The sequence below is a fragment of the Streptomyces sp. NPDC042364 genome, assembly GCF_056437585.1.
The window spans coordinates 148,625-166,567 of sequence record NZ_JBWKAJ010000002.1 but is presented as its reverse complement, the minus strand read 5'-3'; the positions used below and the strand labels follow the sequence as shown (position 1 = coordinate 166,567).

The 17,943-nt window shown below is 72.8% G+C and carries 12 protein-coding genes; 8 read left to right on the top strand and 4 right to left on the bottom strand.

Annotation, left to right across the window (positions count from 1 at the left end; all coding sequences use genetic code 11):
- Positions 1–1,563, bottom strand: a complete 1,563-nt coding sequence (locus AC067N_RS04030) for a hypothetical protein (protein ID WP_478677316.1) — start codon at positions 1,561–1,563, stop codon at positions 1–3.
- A gap of 1,109 nt (positions 1,564–2,672) precedes the next feature.
- On the opposite strand from AC067N_RS04030, the gene AC067N_RS04025 reads away from it, so the two are divergent.
- Positions 2,673–3,398: a hypothetical protein gene (locus AC067N_RS04025; RefSeq protein ID WP_478677743.1), complete on the top strand. Its 726-nt coding sequence runs from the start codon at positions 2,673–2,675 to the stop codon at positions 3,396–3,398.
- A 140-nt stretch (positions 3,399–3,538) separates the two neighbouring features.
- On the opposite strand, the gene AC067N_RS04020 is transcribed toward AC067N_RS04025, so the two are convergent.
- Both AC067N_RS04020 and AC067N_RS04015 read right to left on the bottom strand, forming a co-directional pair.
- Positions 3,539–5,149: an AMP-binding protein gene (locus tag AC067N_RS04020; protein WP_478677315.1), complete on the bottom strand. Its 1,611-nt coding sequence runs from the start codon at positions 5,147–5,149 to the stop codon at positions 3,539–3,541.
- Entirely contained in the window at positions 5,146–6,816 is a 1,671-nt protein-coding gene (locus AC067N_RS04015; protein ID WP_478677742.1) for an AMP-binding protein, read from the bottom strand. Before AC067N_RS04015 ends, AC067N_RS04020 begins: the two co-directional genes overlap by 4 nt.
- 110 nt (positions 6,817–6,926) lie before the next feature.
- On the opposite strand from AC067N_RS04015, the gene AC067N_RS04010 reads away from it, so the two are divergent.
- From AC067N_RS04010 to AC067N_RS04000, 3 genes are all read left to right on the top strand, one after another.
- A complete protein-coding gene (locus tag AC067N_RS04010; protein WP_478677314.1) occupies positions 6,927–7,814 on the top strand; it encodes a helix-turn-helix transcriptional regulator in 888 nt (295 codons plus the stop codon).
- Positions 7,815–8,168: 354 nt separating this feature from the next.
- Positions 8,169–11,030 (top strand): helix-turn-helix transcriptional regulator, encoded by a 2,862-nt coding sequence (locus AC067N_RS04005; RefSeq protein ID WP_478677313.1) that lies wholly within the window; start codon positions 8,169–8,171, stop codon positions 11,028–11,030.
- A gap of 335 nt (positions 11,031–11,365) precedes the next feature.
- Positions 11,366–12,163, top strand: a complete 798-nt coding sequence (locus AC067N_RS04000) for a S1 family peptidase (protein ID WP_478677312.1) — start codon at positions 11,366–11,368, stop codon at positions 12,161–12,163.
- Positions 12,164–12,294: 131 nt separating this feature from the next.
- Here the strand turns inward: AC067N_RS04000 and AC067N_RS03995 are convergent, their stop codons facing one another.
- Entirely contained in the window at positions 12,295–13,428 is a 1,134-nt protein-coding gene (locus AC067N_RS03995; protein WP_478677311.1) for a winged helix DNA-binding domain-containing protein, read from the bottom strand.
- 141 nt (positions 13,429–13,569) lie between these two features.
- Between AC067N_RS03995 and AC067N_RS03990 the strand changes: the two genes are divergently transcribed.
- From AC067N_RS03990 to AC067N_RS03975, 4 genes are all read left to right on the top strand, one after another.
- Complete coding sequence (locus AC067N_RS03990) at positions 13,570–14,730, top strand: magnesium and cobalt transport protein CorA (protein WP_478677310.1); 1,161 nt, start codon at positions 13,570–13,572, stop codon at positions 14,728–14,730.
- Positions 14,731–15,064: 334 nt separating this feature from the next.
- Positions 15,065–16,063 carry a sensor histidine kinase gene (locus tag AC067N_RS03985; RefSeq protein ID WP_478677309.1) on the top strand — a complete coding sequence of 333 codons (999 nt, stop codon included), beginning with the start codon at positions 15,065–15,067 and terminating at the stop codon, positions 16,061–16,063.
- A 154-nt stretch (positions 16,064–16,217) separates the two neighbouring features.
- The gene (locus AC067N_RS03980) at positions 16,218–16,544 is read left to right on the top strand and encodes a rhodanese-like domain-containing protein (protein ID WP_478677308.1); all 327 of its coding nucleotides are present in this window, start codon (positions 16,218–16,220) and stop codon (positions 16,542–16,544) included.
- A 47-nt stretch (positions 16,545–16,591) separates the two neighbouring features.
- Positions 16,592–17,821: an NAD(P)/FAD-dependent oxidoreductase gene (locus AC067N_RS03975; RefSeq protein WP_478677307.1), complete on the top strand. Its 1,230-nt coding sequence runs from the start codon at positions 16,592–16,594 to the stop codon at positions 17,819–17,821.
- Positions 17,822–17,943 lie beyond the last annotated feature (122 nt).

The following is a 17,943-nucleotide window of genomic DNA, read 5'->3' as shown; positions in this document are numbered from 1 at the left end:
TCATCGGCCTCCGCTGCGGTGGGTCTCGGAGTCGGTCGTGTGCCGCGCCGGGGCTGCGGCGGGAGCCGGTTTCGGCGGCTCGTCCGGTGATCCGGCGGGCTCCAGTGGTTCGAGCTCGTCGGGCCGGAAGTAGTGGAAGCGGCCGTACCAGGTGTGCAGTTCGGACGCGGGGTCGTCGTCGAGGGTGACGGCGAGGTGCAGGCTGCCGTCGACGTCGTGGAAGACGGCGGCCACCTTCGCGGTGCGCCCGGCCAGGAACATGTCCTGGGCGTCGGCGCTCCTGCGGGGCCGCAGCCGTACACGGCTGCCGCCGCCGAGCGGGACACCGTCGACGACCACCGTCTCGGTGGACGGGCAGAGCCCGTCGTCGGCCCCCTCCTGCCACCAGACGGGGCGCTCGGGGGCGGGGGGCGCCGGGGCGGCGACCGGAGTAGCGGATGCCGCGGTGGCGACCGGGGTCAACGAGCGGACGGCGCCGTGGAGGCGGGCGAAGACCTCCGGGGGCATGGTGTCGACCCGGTCGAGGATCGCGGCGGCCCGCGGGTCGGTGGCCCGCGCCTCCCGCTTCTCCTCGTCGGTCAGCAGCATGGTGCGCAGCGTGAGGATCTCGTCGATCTCCGCCGCGTCATGGAGGTCACCCGGGCTCTCGGGGGCCACCTGGGGGTGGTCGGGCAGGATGATCGGCGCGGAGAGCACGACGGACCCGGCGGGGGGTTCGCCGGCGAGGACGGGGAAGGTGAACTCGTTCCGGCAGGCCCGCGCATGGTCGGCCAGGTCCGCCGGCGGATCGATCAGCGAGACGAAGTCCACTCCGTCACCGCCGATGAGGGTGTGGGTGGCGACGAGCGCCCGGCGCAGCGCCTCGTCGCGAGGCGCCCGGGGCTCCAGGCCGTCCACGGTGTTCGCGGTGTGGACGCGCAGCCGGCAGACGTCGTCCGCGAGCCGCTCGGCCGTCAGGGTGACGCTCGCCCTCACCTCCTCGCGGCGCCGCACCACCCGCCCGGCATGGCGGGGCAGCGGCTCGATGTCCTCACCGGCCGGCACCGCCACCGGGACGGTGGTCTCGCCGCGCAGCAGATCGTCCAGCGGGACCACGACGTCGGCTTCGCACGGGACCGCCTCGTCGAAGGTCAGATGGACCGTGCCGTCGTCGCTCCGCAGCGACTCGACGGCGCGGTGGCCGCCGTCACGGCCGGTTTCCTCCACCTGCTTGCGCTGCGTCTGCAGATGACGCAGCCTCACCCGGACGGTCGCGTCGGGCCGCCGGACACGCAGCAGACACTCCGTCCGCTGGTACCAGGAATCGGCCGAGCCGGACACACCGGGAACGACAGGGCCGTCCGCCTCCACCCACTCCCGGGGGAACAGCACACCGAACTGCCATCGGACGCGGTTCTTGGCGGAGGACCGCCGGTAGGGGTACAGCAGATAGCCCTCGTAGAGCACGGCGTCGGCGACGGCGGCGATCGGCTCGAAGACGCCCCGGGACGGGTCCGGCGGCAGGCCGCCGTCCATGTCCGGGGCCGGGCACACCGTGCCGCTCTCGACCGCTCCGTACGCCATCGCGCCCTCCTCCTGTCCGTGTACCGACCCATCCCTTCCACCACCGTCACACCGCTCACGCGCTGCCGCCTCCTCCGGCGGAACGCACTGAGCCGTTCGAGGGGTCTCCCACGGCTCCCCTCCCCCGAGTCCTCTTGGCAAGCTCCGATTACGAGCGACATCTTCCATTAAACAGAAGATGAATTCCGAATTATGGAAACCCAAGTACCGGAAACGGTGCGGACGGGAGCGTCCGAGGCCCCATGGGACTCCCGCTCCTGGAGCGCCCCGCGGCCGCCACCGCGGCCGGCTTCTCGAACGGCCCTCCAACGCCGCCACGCACCGCGCCACCGTGGGGGCGTTGTGGTCTTCCGGCTGACGGATCGTCACCAGTGCCGGTTCTGGGCGGACATGCCCGGCGCGCTGCCTACGCAAGGGTGCGTAGGGCGCCTACGGAACCCTCAAATCAACCTCTGAACACCCGTCAGGGGGCTTCAACTGACCCTGGGTGCGGGCACATCCTCAACACACGAGGCCCGCCGGCACGGGGGCGGCGGGCCCTCTGGGGGAAAGCCTCGTCGTGGGTACGGGGCAACGCGTCATCGTGGACACGGGGGAAACGGGTCCGCGTGATCGCGGGTTCGGCGAAAACGGGGGAACGGGTTCGCGGGACCGGGGAAACGGGGGCACGGGGGAAGCGGGGGCCGTGCCGCGGCGTGGCAAAGCGGCTCGCATCATGCGAGGTCACACCGGCGCACGGCCCCCTCCCGGTCAGACCTGAAGAGTCCTGTGGGACGTGCGGAGCCCTGTCAGACCGTCAACCAGACCTTCGAGCAGACCTTCAAGCAGACCTTTCAGGAATGACCGAGGCCGGCTCGCGACCGGGCCCGGTCGCGAGCTCCTCGGACTCCACCACGGCACCGATGCCGTTCGTCGTGGACATCGAGACGTCGGTGACCCGCTCCGGGATCACCCTTGTTCGGGGTCCCCGCGCCGCGATCACCGGACTCGGCGGCGGACCGCCGACCGCCCACACCTGTCACGGCGTTCCCCTGCCGGTGCGCCCCCGGGTGGAGGACGATGAGGGGGCTGTTCGACGGGACCCGGTGAGCTCGGTGGTGGGGTGGGACATGAGCGAGACCATGGCGGTGCGCTGTCCGGACTGCGGGCGGGAACACGAGTACGCCGCCCCCGCCTACCCCTGCGCGTGCGGCACCCCGGTCGCGCCGCCCCTGAACCGGCGCGCCGCCCCCGTCTGCGTCACCCACCGCACCTGGGACGAGGACTGGGTCACCGTCCGCTGCGGGAGCTGCGGACGCGCGGACCAGTGGCCGCATCCGGAGCTGGGCTGCTCGTGCGGAACCGTGCTGCGCGTGCCGGTGACCGGCGCCGCAGAGCCGCACAGCCCCGCGAACGGGGACCCGGTGGAACCACCGGCCGAGCCGCCCACCGAACCAGCCGCCGAGCCGCGGGCCACCTTCCAGCCCGTCACCATCCGCACCGCGCGCGACGCGGTCACCGCCGTCGCCCTCTATCTGCGCTGGCTGGGCTACCGGGACGTCCGCCGCGCCGACCGGCGCCAGCCCCACGGCATCGGGCTCTGCGCGCCCGGGGTCCTGGCACAGGTGCACCCGCTGGTCGAGCCGGCTTCGCTGCGCGACGTCGAATGCCTGTGGCTGACCGCCCTGGCCGAGTCCCGCGACTGTGTCCACTTCTCGCTCGCCGGATACGCCGACGACGCCCGCGACCGCGCCGACCGACTCGGCGTCGCCCTGTTCGTCCTGGACCTCACGGGCACCCCGCAGCCGGTGAACGCCGCGGCGGTGGAACTGGTCGCGACCGGCGCGGGGGCGTGAACATGTGGGGACCCCGATGGCCCCTGGAAGGCTGATTGCCCTACGACTTCTCCCCGGCCCGCCTGCGCTGCACGGAACCGGCCGAAGAGCTCTCCGCCCAGGACTCACCGCTGCCTGAAGCACGGCCTACGGGACAACCCTCAGTCGGCCGCGTAACGCTCCCGGAGTTCGACCTTGCGGACCTTCCCCGACACCGTCATCGGGAAGGCGTCCAGGATGCGCAGCGCGCTCGGGATCTTGTAGTGCGCCAACTGCCCGTCGCAGAAGGCCCGTAGCTCCTCCAGGGTGAGGGGCCGGGCGGGGTCGCGCGGGATGACGCAGGCGAGGACCTCCTCGCCGTACCGCTCGTGCGGGACGCCGACCACCTGGACGTCGGCGATCCCCGGGTGGCCGTACAGGAACTCCTCGATCTCCCGCGGGTAGATGTTCTCACCACCCCGGATGATCATGTCCTTGATCCGGCCGACGATCTCGACGTAACCGTCCTCGCGCATCACCGCCAGATCCCCGGTGTGCATCCAGCGGCCGGCGTCCACGGCCTCGGCGGTCTTCTCGGGCTCCTCCCAGTAGCCGAGCATCACGCTGTAGCCGCGGGTGCACAGCTCCCCCGCCGTGCCCCGCGGCCGGGTGACCCCGGTGGCCGGGTCGACGATCTTCACCTCGATGTGCGGCAGGACCCGGCCGACGGTGCCGGTGCGGTGCTCCAGGTCGTCGTCGCGCCGGGTCTGGGTGGAGACGGGCGAGGTCTCCGTCATGCCGTAGCAGATCGACACCTCGGCCATGTGCATGTCGGCGACGACCCGCTTCATCACCTCCACCGGGCAGGGCGAGCCCGCCATGATGCCGGTGCGCAGGGACGACAGGTCGTACGACGCGAAGTCGGGCAGGTTCAGCTCCGCGATGAACATCGTCGGCACGCCGTACAGGGAGGTGCAGCGTTCCTGCTGGACGGCCTCCAGAGTCGCCTTCGGATCGAAGGAGGGGGCCGGGATGACGACGCAGGCGCCGTGCGAGGTGGCGGCCAGGTTCGCCATGACCATGCCGAAACAGTGGTAGAAGGGGACGGGGACGCACACCCGGTCCTGCTCGGTGTAGGCGAGCAACTCGCCCACGAAGTAGCCGTTGTTGAGGATGTTGTGGTGGGAGAGGGTCGCCCCCTTGGGGAAGCCCGTGGTGCCCGAGGTGTACTGGATGTTGATCGGGTCGTCGCAGGACAGCTCCTCGAACGGGACAGGCGTACCGCGCGCGATCAGCGCGTCCCAGCTCGGGTCGCCGATGTACACGGTCTCCCGCAGCCGTGGGCAGTTCCCGCGCACCTGCTCCACCATCGCCCGGTAGTCACTCGTCCTGTGGCTGAGCGAGGCGAACAGCAGGGAGACCCCGGCCTGGTTGAGGACGTACTCGACCTCGTGGGTGCGGTAGGCCGGGTTGATGTTCACCATGATCGCGCCGATGCGCGCGGTGGCGTACTGCACGAGCACCCACTCCGGGCAGTTGACCGCCCAGATGCCGACCCGGTCGCCCTTGGCGATCCCGCCGGCGACCAGCGCGTACGCCAGCCGGTCCACGTCCGCCGCGAACCGGGCGTAGGTCCACCGCCGCCCGGACGGCACGTCGACGAGCACCTCGCGGTCCGGCCAGGCGGCCACCGCCCGGTCGAGGTCGGCGCCGATCGTCTCGCCGAGAAGGGGCGTGCCGCTCGTCCCGTGCGCGTACGACGACCCGCCCGCGGGCCCGCCGCTCCCGCTCACCGGAAGTCCTCCTCGCGGTACTCGGCGTCCGAGCCCTCGGCCGTGGCCTCGCGCAGCTCGATCCGGCGGATCTTGCCCGACACCGTCTTCGGCAGGTCGGCGAACTCCAGCCGCCGGACCCGCTTGTACGGTGCGAGGACGGTCCGGGAGTGCTCGAAGAGGATCTTCGCGGTGTCCGGGCCCGGCTCCCAGCCCGCCGCCAGCACGATGTACGCCTTCGGCACCGCGAGCCGCACCTCGTCGGGCGCGGGCACGACGGCAGCCTCCGCCACCGCCTCGTGCTCCAGCAGGGCGCTCTCCAGCTCGAACGGGCTGATCTTGTAGTCGCTCGCCTTGAACACGTCGTCGGCGCGGCCCACGTAGGTGAGGTAGCCGTCCCGGTCGCGGGAGCCGATGTCGCCGGTGCGGTAGTAGCCGCCCGCCATGGCCTCCGCGGTGCGGTCGGGGTCGCCGTGGTAGCCGGTCATCACGCCCACCGGACGGTCGGACAGATCGAGCGCGATCTCGCCCTCGTCGACGTCGGGGGCGCCGGTGACGGGGTCGAGGAGGACGACCTTGTAACCGGGGCTGGGCCGGCCCATCGAGCCGGCCTTCAGCTCCTGGCCGGGGCTGTTGGAGACCTGCACGGCGGTCTCGGTCTGGCCGAAGCCGTCCCGGATGGCGACGCCCCAGGCCCGCCGCACCTGTTCGATGACCTCGGGGTTCAGCGGCTCGCCCGCGGCGACGACCTCACGGGGCGGGGTACGCAGCTGGGTGAGGTCGGCCTGGATCAGCATCCGCCACACGGTGGGCGGGGCGCAGAAACTGGTGACGCCCGCGCGTTCCATCTCCGACAGCAGCCGGGCCGCGTCGAAGCGGGTGTAGTTGTGGATGAAGACGGTCGCCTCCGCGTTCCACGGGGCGAAGAGATTGGACCAGGCGTGCTTGGCCCAGCCGGGCGAGGAGATGTTGAGGTGGACGTCGCCCGGTCGCAGGCCGATCCAGTACATCGTCGCCAAGTGGCCCACGGGGTACGACACATGGGTGTGCTCCACCAGCTTCGGCTGGGCGGTGGTGCCCGAGGTGAAGTACAGCATCAGCGGGTCGGAGGCGTTGGTCTCGCCGTCCGGCGTGAAGTCCGCGGGGGCCAGGCGGGCGTCCTCGTAGGGTCGCCAGCCGTCGACGGTGCCGCCGACGGCGACCCGGGTGTAGCGGCCGGGCACCTCGTCGAACTTGGCGGCGTCCCCGGCCCGTGCGATCACATGCCGGACCCGGCCCCGCTCGACCCGGTCCCGCAGGTCGGCGGGGCCGAGCAGAGGGGTGGCGGGGATGACGACGGCCCGCAGCTTCATGGCGGCGAGGGCGGTCTCCCACAGCTCCGCCTGGTTGCCGAGCATGACGAGGACGCGGTGGTCGGCGCGCACGCCCTGCGCGCGCAGCCAGTTCGCGACGCGGGAGGAGCGCTCGGACATCTCGGCGAAGGACAGGCGGGTCTCGGTACCGTCCTCCTCGACGATGTGCAGGGCCGTGCGGTCGTTCCCGCGCGCGATCTCGTCGAACCAGTCGAGTGCCCAGTTGAAGAAGTCGGGGCGCGGCCAGGTGAAGCCCTCGTAGGCCGTGGCGTAGTCCTCGCGGTGGGCGAGCAGGAAGTCCCTGGCCGCCCGGAACTCCTTCGTGGCGCTCGTCATCGCCGACATGTGTCCTCCTCATTGCCGGACCGTCGCCTGACATCGTGTAATGCGTGATACGCGTCTCACTACCCCCGAACGGGGGTGCGCCGCGCGGAAAGGGCGAGTTCGTGGCAGTTGATCCCTTCGGTTCCGTCGATGCCGCTTCATCCGGTACGGCGGACTTGCGCGGCGCGCTGAACCGGTTACGGCGGGCCACCGGACTGCCGCTGGCCTTCGCCGGACTGGTCGAGCCGGGCCCCGGGCAACTGCGGATCAGCGAACTCCAGGGCAACCGGACGACCTCGCTCAGCGGGCTGTCCGTGCACTCCGGGAACGGCCTCGGCGGCAAGGCGGTGGCGCTGGCCCGCCCGTGCTGGGTGACCGACTACTCCTCGTCGCGGCAGATCAGCCACGAGTACGACGGGGCCGTCGCCGCCGAGGGCATCCGCTCGGTGCTCGCCGTCCCCGTCGTCGTACGGCGCCGGGTGCGCGGTGTGATGTACGGCGCCCTGCGCACACCCCAGCCGCTGGGCGACCGTACGGTCGGGGCGGCGCTGGAGGCGGCACGGGACATGGAGCAGGCCCTGGTGGTGCGGGACGAGGCCCGGAACCTGCTGGCGGCGGCACGGCCGCCGGAGGACGGGGCGCCTGGGGCGTGGGAGGAGGTCAGGGAGGCGCATGGGGCACTGCGCGCGCTGGCCCCGCGCATCGACGATCCGGAGCTGCGCCGGGAGCTCCTCCAGGTCTGCGGCCGCCTGGCGGGGGCCGCCGCCGTCGACGCCCCCGGCCCCGGCTCCCCCGCGCCGCCCGCCGGCCCTCGGGTCACCCTCACCCCCCGCGAGCTGGACGTCCTCTCCTGCGTCGCCCTCGGCTCGACCAACGCCGCCGCCGCGGGCCGTCTCGGCCTGCGCCCCGAAACGGTCAAGGGCTACCTCCGCTCGGCCATGCGGAAACTGGAGGCCCGCACCCGTCTGGAAGCGGTCGTCGCGGCCCGCCGGGCGGGGCTCCTCCCGTAGGGCTCGGTCCGGCCGCCGCCCCGCGGGGGCAGGGGGACAATAGGGGTGTACGGGGGCCGTCGTCGGCCGCGCGGCCGGCGCCGGGTCCACCGCGACCCACGTGCTGCGCAGGGGCCCGCCTCCCTGGGCCCGCGCGGGTGGCGGGAGCCGCCCGGGACGGCCGGCTCACGGACCGGCGGGGCCACAGGCCGGTGAGGGGTGGGCCCGGGCATGGCGGGGGATTCATGTTTCGGGCGTGTGAAATTCCTTATGCCGTACCCTTCCTGTTATTTCCCTCACCACGCTGCGTTCCGAAATTCAAGGACTGGTTGCCTAATATTGGCCCGGACACGACACAGAGGGGAGCGGTGGCCCGTGCATCGGGACTTCAAGGAGCCTGGGAGACCCCGCCCCGACCTGGTCATAGGCAGGGAGGAGCTGTTCACTGCGGCGCGGGAGCAGCTCGCGCGCGGCGGCAGCGTCCTCGTGCACGGCTCGGCCGGTATCGGTAAATCGACCGTCCTGCGCGCGCTGGCCGCTGAATACGACACGACGGCCCGCACCGTGCTGCGCTGCTCGGCGACCGAGTCCGAGTCGCACCTGCCGTTCCTCGCCCTGACCGACCTGCTGGGCCTCGTCGTGGACGAGGTCTCCGACCAGCTGCCCGCCCCCCAGCGCACCGCCCTCGAATCCGCGCTCACCGGACGGGGTGAGTCCACCCTCCAGCGCGACGGCCTGGCCCTGCGCCTCGCGGTCCTGTCGACCCTGCGCGCGCTGGCCGCCAAGGGCCCCGTCCTGATCGTCGCCGACGACCTCCAGTGGCTGGATCCGGCCAGCGTGGAACTGCTCGGGTTCGCCGCCCGCCGCCTCGGCGAGATGCCGGTCCGCATGCTGTGCGCCGTCCGTACCTCGACGGACCCCCATGGCCATGAGCAGGACAGGTATCTACGCGCGTCCCCGCCGGACACCCTGGCCCTCAGAGTCAATCCGCTGTCCAGAGCGCATGTCGCCGAGCTGCTGGAGAACCGCGGTTACACGGGCCTGCCCCGCTCCACCGTGCGCGACATCCACCGCACCAGCGGCGGCAACCCGCTGTTCGCGCTGGAGCTGGGCCGCGCCCTCGCCGACAGCCCCACCCCGCCCCGCCCGGGCGAGCCGCTGCCGGTGCCGACCTCGCTGCGGACGCTGGTGCTGAACCGGCTGGACATGCTCTCGGCGGAGGCCCGCCGCACCCTGCTCGTGGCGAGCGCCGGAGCCCGGCCCACCCTGGCCCTGCTGCGCGCCGCCGGGCGGGAGAACGCCGAGGCGGAGACCGCGCGGGCCGTCGAGCTCGGGCTGCTGGCACCGGAGCGGGAGAGCCCCGGCGTACGGTTCGCGCACCCCTTGGTGTCGGCGGCGCTGTACGCGGAGGCCACCGCCCAGGAGCGGCGGGCCGCCCACGCCGCGCTGTCCACGGCCGCCGTCGACCCCATCGAGCGGGCCCGGCATCTCGCGCTGTCCACCACCGGTGCCGACCCGCAGGTCGCCGCCCGGCTCGGCGAGGCCGCCGCCGTGGCCCGGGACCGCGGGGCGCCCTCGGTCGCCGCCGAGCTGGGCCTGCTCGCGGCCCGGCACACCCCGGGCGACACGACGCCCTCCCCGGACGAGCGGCGGCTCCAGGCCGCCGAGGACGCGCTGACCGCCGGCGAGAACGACCTGGCCCGGGACATCGCCCGCGAGGTGCTGAGCCGGGCCACCGAGCCCGCCGAACGCGTCCGTGCCTGGATGGTGGTGATCGAGGCGGCCGGGCAGTCGATCGCCGAGGTCGACGCCGTCTACCCGCAGGCCCTGGCCGACGCGGGCGACGACCCGCGGCTGCTCGCCCTGGTCCACTACCAGCTGGCCTGGCGCGCGCTGGTCATCGACGGTGACTTCGCGGCCGGCCGCGAGGAGGCCGCGCGCTCCGCGGAACTGGCCGCGAAGGCCGGTGACCGCCGCACCGAGCTTCTGGCGCTCGCCCACCAGGCGCAGGTCGAGACCTTGATGGGGCACCCGGACGCGCCCGCGACGATCAAGAAGGCGCTGAAGGAGCCGCAGGACCCGCAGCTGGCCTGTCACCACAACGGGGCGGGCGCGACCCGCTTCCGCTGGCTGATGATGAGCGACCAGTTCGGCGACGCCCGCGCCACGGCCACCGCGCTGCTGCGCGAGGTGCGGCGTCGCGGCATGGTCGAGAGCGAGGTGCACTACGTGCGCTTCCTCGCCGAGATCGAACTGCGCACCGGGCACTGCGGCCGGGCCCTCGACCTCGCCCGTGAGGGCTACGGGCTCGCCCGGGACTCCGGTATCGGCGAGGGCGCCTCCGCCATGCTGACCTCGCTCGCGGAGGCCGCGGGGGGCGACGTGGAGCGGGCCCAGGCTCTCGCCCGGGAGGCCGCCGAACACGCCGAGCAGGACGGCGACCTGATGTACCTCTCGCGCGCCCTCGGCGCCCTCGGCCACGCCCGGTTGGTGGCCGGGGACGCGGCCGGCACCGTGCAGGCGCTGCGCCGGGTGCGGGAGTTGGAGGAGGGCCTCGGGGTCACCGACCCCGCCCGTGGCCGCTGGCAGGCGGATCTCGCCGAGGCGCTGGTGCGGGTCGGGGAGATCGCCGAGGCGCAGGACGTCATCGACGCCACCAGGCAGCGGGCGATGCGGCTGGGCCGCGAGAGCATCCTCGCGGTCCTCGACCGGGCCGAGGCCCTCGTGCGTGCGGCACGCGGTGAACACGAGGCGGCCGTACGGCAGTTGACCTCGGCGCAGGACCGGCTGGCCAAGCTGGGCTGCGGACTGGAGGAGGCGCGGGCCGCCTACGCCCTGGCCCGTCTGCGCGCCGCGCCCCAGACACTCGGTGTCGCTCCGCGCGCAGGGGTGGCACCCGCGCCCGGCCCGGCCGCGTACGACGAGGCGTCCCGGCTGTTCCGCCGCTGCCGCGCCCTGCCGTGGCTGCGCCAGGTGGAGCGGGCCGCGGTCGCCCCGGCACCCGCGCCGCAGCCGGCGATCGCCCCGTCGGCGTTGGACGCCCTCGCCGGGCTCGCGGCGACGGAACGGCAGGTAGCCGAGCTGGTGATGGAGGGCGCCACCAACAGGGAGATCGCCGGCAAGCTGTACATCAGCGTGAAGACGGTCGAGGCGACGCTCACGCGGGTCTACCGGAAGCTGGGGATCCGGTCGCGTGTGGACATCGTGCGACTGGCGGCGGGACACCGGACGAACTGACCTCCCCGGGAACGGCGCACGACCCCTCCCAGGGGACCGGTGTGCGAGGGTTTCGCGTCGACCGTGACGCGCCCCCGCCCTTGCGACTCCAGCCTAGGCTCACACCACGGCCCGGGTCATCGAGGGTTTTCCCTCCCCAACTCCCTTAGGGGGATCCCCCCTTGGGGAGCGATCACATCGGGTCATACGTTTTACGCCGTGCCGCACGCCAGGGCACACAGACCGGCCCACCGCCCCCGCTCGGCTCCCCCGAGCGGGGGCGGTACCGCAGGCCCCTGTGCACCACCCCCACCCGCGCGTCCCCCACCGGCAACTCCCCCCCCATGAGGAGAACCATGTTCGGGTTCCACCGTGCCAGGAAGACGATCGTCGCCGCCGCGGCGACCGCCGCCGCCTCCGCGGCCGCGCTGCTCGGCGCCCCCGGCGCCGTCGCCGCTCCCCAGCCCATCGTCGGCGGTACGACCACCACCGCGAGCGCGTACCCGTACGTCATGCAGATCACGAACGCCTCGCAGAGCCAGTTCTGCGGTGGCACGCTCGTGTCCGCGACCAAGGTGATCACCGCGGCCCACTGCGTCGACGGCAGAACCACCAGCAACACCCGTGTCGTCGGCGGCCGCACCTACCGCAACGGTACGAACGGCACCGTCCGGTCGGTCAGCCGCATCTGGATCCACCCGAACTACACGGCCGCCGAGGACGGCAGCGACGTGGCCGTGCTGACCCTGTCGTCGTCGATGCCGTACACCCCCGTCTCGTACGTCACCTCGTCGCAGACCGGTGTCTACGCGGCCGGCACCACCGCCCGCATCCTCGGCTGGGGCACCACCTCCTCGGGCGGCTCCTCCTCCAACCAGCTGCGTACCGCGACCGTGCCGATCGTCTCCAACTCGGTCTGCGGCGGCTCCGGTTCCTATGGCTCCGCGTTCAAGGCGAGCGACATGGTGTGCGCCGGTTACACCTCCGGCGGCGTGGACACCTGCCAGGGCGACAGCGGCGGTCCCCTGATGATCGGGGGCGTCCTGGCAGGTATTACTTCCTGGGGCTACGGCTGCGCCGACGCGCAGTACCCCGGTATCTACACCCGGCTGACCACCTTCTCCAGCACGGTGGCCGCGCAGGTCAACTCGTAGTCGGGGAAGGCCGGCCCGCGAACTCCTGAGGCACATCCTCAGGTGATACCAGGGGGCGTTGCGAACCTGCCACGAGCGGTTCGCAGCGCCCCCTCTCCATGGACGTCCGCCGGACGGCCCGCCCGGTCGGGTCAGCCGGCGACCGCACCGAAGCGGATGTCGTACGGGCCGCCGCCGGCGTCCGCACCCTCGCCGGGCAGCGTCCTTAGGGTGCGCTCGGCCTCCGCGACGAGTCCGGCCCGCTGCTCCGCGGTGAGGCGGCCGAACGGCTCCAGGACAACGACGGGGCCGTCGAACTTCCAGATCCCCGCCAGGAACCCGTCGACGAGGAAGGTGCGGTAGGCCTGGTTTCCCTGCCAGCTACGGCCCTTGAGACCGGGGGGCACGACGCGGGAGCGGTCGGCGTGGGAGAGGAGCAGGTTGTCGAACTCGGGCAGCAGGCGGGGCGGGGCCGGGGTGTCCGGGTCGGGGCGGGGCGCGTCGGGGAGGTCGAAGAGTTCGACGCCGCTCTCGTCGCGGAAGGTGACCAGCTCCGGGCGCAGCCGGTCGAACGCCTCGCGCAGCCGGGTCAGCCCGGCCCAGGTCTGCATGTCCTTGACGGAGGCGGGCCCGAAGGCGGCGAGATAGCGGCGTACGACGGTCTCGGGCGCGGGGGCGGGCTCGGCGGGGCGGCCGAGCCAGTGCTCGGCGGTGGTCAGCGCGACCTGGCCGCTCCTGCCCCACAGCCCGCGCGGGGTGACCTGCACGAGCGGCAGCCGGCAACGGGCGGCGATGCCGAGGGCGAGCGGATCGGCGTCGGGCCACTCCACGAGCAGCGCCTCGCGCAACTGCTTGAGGGTGCGCGGCTCGTCCTCCACCAACTCCCGTGCGAGGGAGGCGAGCCGGTCGAGGTCGACACCGACGAGACCCTTGCGGAACTGGTGCAGCTCCCGCTCGCGGGCGGGCTGCACCAGCGGCCGCAGGGTGAGGCAGTCCTCGGCGGTGTGGGTGTGGATGGTGGACCGCATCGTGACGATCCGTACGACGGCACGCTCCGCCATGAGCCGCGACAACTGCTCGGGGGCGAATTTCTCCAGGCGGGCGGCGAGCGCGTAGTAGGGCGGTTTGACGTTCTGCGCCTGGAGCCCGAGCAGATGCTCGACGGCGCCGCTCACCGACAGCTCGGTCACCGGCGCACGGCGCAGCAGCAGCTGCCGGGCGAGGGTGGCGCGGTTGAGGGCGCGGGCGCCGAGCAGGGGTGCGGTCGAGGTCGCCTTCTTCGTCATGGTGGAACGCTAGCGACCCTTGCGGACAGGTTCTGTCCGCAAGGGCCGACGCGCGCGGCTCCCGCGGCCCGTCACACCGTTTGCCCCGTATATCCTGCTCGAAGATCACACAGACATATGTGCGACTCGGGAGGCAGACCGATGGCCGAACGCCGTGCCCGCCCGGCCTCGAAGAGCGCCAGGAGGTCCGTCTGGCGCCGCGCCCTGCCCCCTCCCACGTCCCCGGCGGCCATGCCGCCGGCACCGCGTCCCGAGCCGGCGCGGCCGGAGCAGTCCGAGCGGGCCAGCGTGGTGCAGGCGGTCCTGTACGAGGACGGCGTGCGGGTTTCCGCGCCGGCGACGCTCTCGGAGACCTTCCGGGAGCTGCGGGAGGCACCGTCCGGCATGGCGTGGATCGGCCTGGCCCGTCCGACGGAGGGTGAACTGCTGTCCCTGGCGACGGAGTTCGACCTCCATCCGCTCGCCGTCGAGGACGCGATGGAGGCCCATCAGCGACCCAAGCTGGAGCGCTACGGCGACACGCTCTTCGTCGTGCTGCGCGCGGCCCGTTACCTCGACGCCCCGGAGGAGGTCGACTTCGGAGAGCTGCACGTGTTCGTGGGCCCCGACTTCGTCATCACGGTCCGCCACGGCGCGGCGCCGGACCTCTCGGCGGTCCGCCGCCGTATGGAGGGGACACCGGAGCTGCTGAGGCTGGGCCCGGAGGCGGTGCTGTACGCCATCCTCGACGCGGTGGTGGACGACTACGCACCGGTCGTCGCCGGGGTGCAGAACGACATCGACGAGATCGAGACCGAGGTGTTCGGGGGCGACCCGGAGGTCTCCCGCCGTATCTACGAACTCTCCCGCGAGGTCGTCGAGTTCCAGCGCGCCACCCGGCCCCTGGTCGGGATGCTCCACGGCCTCATGGCCGGCTTCACCAAGTACGGGACGGACGACGAGCTCCAGAGCTACCTCCGCGACGTCGCCGACCACGTCACCCACACCAGCGAACGCGTCGACGGCTTCCGCCAGGCCCTCACGGACATCCTCACGGTCAACGCGACGCTGGTGACACAGCAGCAGAACGCGGAGATGCGGGCCTTGGCGGAGGCGGGCTTCGAACAGAACGAGGAGATCAAGAAGATCTCGAGCTGGGCGGCGATTCTCTTCGCTCCCACACTCGTGGGAACCATTTACGGCATGAACTTCGAGCACATGCCGGAGTTGGGCTGGGACTTCGGATACCCCTTCGCGATCGGCTTGATGGGGGTGGTTTGCTTCAGCCTGTACGTGATTTTCAAGCGGCGGGACTGGCTCTGATTCCCTCTTGCGGGGCCCAGTCCTATGCGGCCTCTCCTCTCGCACCGGTCGCGGACCGCGCCGGAATCGGCTCCGAGGAGTCCCTGGGGAGAAGCGATGCGGCTGATCGCCCACCTGCCTCCGCTGAAACCCTGACCAGCACTTTTGCCCTCCTGGGCGGGCCATCGCCCAGGCGGTCGGTGATCGCGTCGGTCGATCTCGGGCGGGCCGCGATGACCGTTGCGCTCTGGCCTCTGAGCCAGGCTGTGGGCCGCACCACGGGCGCCGTGCTGTGCGCCGCGTCCGCCGCACCGCTGGTCGCACTGGGAGAAGCCGGGGAGTGGCTGCGCGGCCGATGGCGCGTCCGCCGCGACGGCAGGCGGAGAACGCGCTCAGGCGGTGCCGGCCGAACCGCATCGCCGCGGGATCGACCGGGTTGTCCGTCGCCTGGGGCTGGGTGATCGCCGCCGCTCTGGGTGCTCTCGCCGTCGCGCCGGCCGTCAGCTGGTTCGTCACCCGGCGTCTGACCGCTCCCGTCGTCCGGGTCGCGGCCACCGCCCGTGCGCTCGCCGCCGGGGACCGCACCGCCCGCACCCACATCGACGCACCGGGCGAGCTGGGCGACCTCGCCCGCTCCTTCGACGCCATGGCCGACGACGTCACCCGCGCCGAACGGGCCCGCCACCGGCTCGCCGCCGACATCGCCCACGAACTGCGCACCCCGCTCGCGGCCCTGCAGGCAGGGCTGGAGGAACTGCGCGACGGCTACGCCGACCCGGCCCCGGAGCGCCTGGCCGCGCTCCACGACCAGACCCTGCGGCTGGGCCGTGTCGTCGGCGACCTCGGCGAACCGGCGGACGCCGAATCGGCCCGGCTGTCCCTCCACCCGGCCGACGTGGATCTGACCGGCCTGGTCCGTGCCGCGGTGGCAGGCCGCGAGGCCGAACTGCGCACCGCCGGGCTGACCGTGCGCACCCATCTGGACGCCGGGCCCGTGACCGTCCGGGCCGACGCCGACCGCCTGCACCAGGCCCTGGGCAACCTCCTCAGCAACGCCGCCCGCCACTGCCGGCCCGGCGACACCGTCACCGTCACCACCTCCTCCACCACCGCCGAGGCACTCGTCGAGGTGGCCGACACCGGGCCCGGCATCCCCGCCGCCGAACTCCCCCACGTCTTCGACCGCCTCTGGCGCGGCACCCGCGCCCGCGCGACCGGCGGCAGCGGCATCGGCCTGGCCGTCGTCCGGGAACTGGTCACCGCGCACGGCGGCACGGTCACCGCTGCCTCCGGACCGGGCGGCGGAACCCGGATCACCATCCGCCTGCCCCGAGCCGGCACACGACGGCCGTGAGCCGCCCGTGAAGCCGGCACAGGCCGTCGGCGCGCCGGCGCCGACCCGATGTTGCCTGTCGGGCAAATACCCCCCGGGGTATTTGACGCACCTCCCGGAACCGCCGTACTCTCACCGACAAGACACCCCCCGGGGTATTTGAGGAGGCAACCAAGTGGCTCGTGAAGTGACACAGGAAGCCCTCGCCGCGGCCTGGTCCGACGGCGGACTGGTGGTCGACGTGCGGGAACCGGACGAATACGCCGCCGGGCATGTGCCCGGCGCACAGCCGATGCCGCTGCGCACCGTGCCGGCCCGGTGCGGCGAGCTGCCCACGGACCGGGCGGTGTACGTCATCTGCGCCAGCGGCAACCGCAGCAAGACCGCCGCCGATCTGATGACCGCCCGCGGTATCGACGCCTACTCCGTGGCCGGTGGCACCGGCACCTGGGCCCGTGACGGCCGCCCGATCGCGACCGGATCCCGCGAGCACGCGGCCTGACCCCCGTACGACACCCGCACATCGGCCAGCCCGGAAGGAGCATCGCCTTGGCCACGTCCCCCTCACCGACCGACGCGCCGGTCTCCGGCCGCCACCGCGTCGCCGTCATCGGCGGCGGCAGCGCCGGCATCAGCGTCGCCGCCCGCCTGCGCCGCGCCGGCGTCACCGACATCACCCTCGTCGAACCGTCCGACACCCACTGGTACCAGCCCCTGTGGACCCTCGTCGGCGGCGGCCAGGCCCCCCTGCACACGTCCCGCCGCCCCGAGGGCTCCGTCATACCCGACGGCGTGCGCTGGATCCGCCGGCGCGCGCTGGCCGTCGATCCCGACGCCCGCACGCTGACCCTGTCCGGCGACGCCGAACTCACCTACGAACATCTGGTGCTGGCGCCCGGCCTGCAGCTCGACTGGGGCGGCGTGCCCGGCCTGGCCGAAGCGGTCGGGCATGACCGGGTGAGCAGCAACTACTCCCCCGAGTACGCGCCGCGCACCTGGGAGCTGATCAAGCAGATGCGCTCGGGCACCGCGGTCTTCACCCACCCGGCGACCCCGATCAAGTGCGGCGGCGCTCCGCAGAAGATCGCCTATCTGGCCGCCGACCACTGGCGCAGGCAGAAGGTCCTCGACCGGATACGGATCATCCTCGTCATCCCCGACCCGGCGATGTTCAAGGTGCCCGCCTGGTCACAGGTCCTGGAGAAGGTGGCCGCGCGCTACGGCATCGAGGTGCGGCTGCGCTCCGAGATGACCGCCGTCGACGGCGATGCCCGCGAGATCACGGTCGCCGACCACGCGAACGGCACCAAGGAGACCATCGGCTACGACCTCCTGCACTCCGTGCCGCCGCAGAGCGCCCCCGACTGGATCGCGTCGGGCTCGCTCGCCGACCCTGCCAGCCCTCAGGGCTTCGTCGCCGCCGACAAACACACCCTCCGGCATCCGTCGTACGACAACGTCTTCGCGCTCGGCGACGTCGCGAACCTGCCCACCTCCAAGACCGGAGCCGCCGTGCGCAAGCAGGCGCCGGTCGTGGCCGCCAACCTGCTCGACGTGATGAACGGCCGTTCCCCGTCGCACCGGTACGACGGCTACACCTCCTGCCCGCTGGTGACCGCTCGCGACCGGATGCTGCTCGCCGAGTTCGACTACGACCTGAACCCCACGCCCACCTTCCCGCTGCTCGACCCCTTCAAGGAGCGGCGCGCGATGTGGCTGTTCAAGCGGTACGGGCTGCCGCCGGTGTACTGGCACGGCATGCTCACCGGCCGCCTCTGACCGGTCGGCCCGGGCATCCCCCGACCCGGGCCGACCACCATCCCGTCCGCGCACAGGGCGGACCAGACCCTGTTGCATACCCCCGGGGGTATGAAGAAAGAGTCCTGCTCTTCCGACACGGA

Coding starts and splice junctions, on each gene's coding strand:
- AC067N_RS04030 (WP_478677316.1), bottom strand. CDS start 1,563: ATGGCGTACGGAGCGGTCGAGAGCGGCACGGTGTGCCCGGCCCCGGAC.
- AC067N_RS04015 (WP_478677742.1), bottom strand. CDS start 6,816: ATGACGAGCGCCACGAAGGAGTTCCGGGCGGCCAGGGACTTCCTGCTC.
- AC067N_RS04025 (WP_478677743.1), top strand. CDS start 2,673: ATGAGCGAGACCATGGCGGTGCGCTGTCCGGACTGCGGGCGGGAACAC.
- AC067N_RS03990 (WP_478677310.1), top strand. CDS start 13,570: ATGGCCGAACGCCGTGCCCGCCCGGCCTCGAAGAGCGCCAGGAGGTCC.
- AC067N_RS04000 (WP_478677312.1), top strand. CDS start 11,366: ATGTTCGGGTTCCACCGTGCCAGGAAGACGATCGTCGCCGCCGCGGCG.
- AC067N_RS03995 (WP_478677311.1), bottom strand. CDS start 13,428: ATGACGAAGAAGGCGACCTCGACCGCACCCCTGCTCGGCGCCCGCGCC.
- AC067N_RS03985 (WP_478677309.1), top strand. CDS start 15,065: ATGGCGCGTCCGCCGCGACGGCAGGCGGAGAACGCGCTCAGGCGGTGC.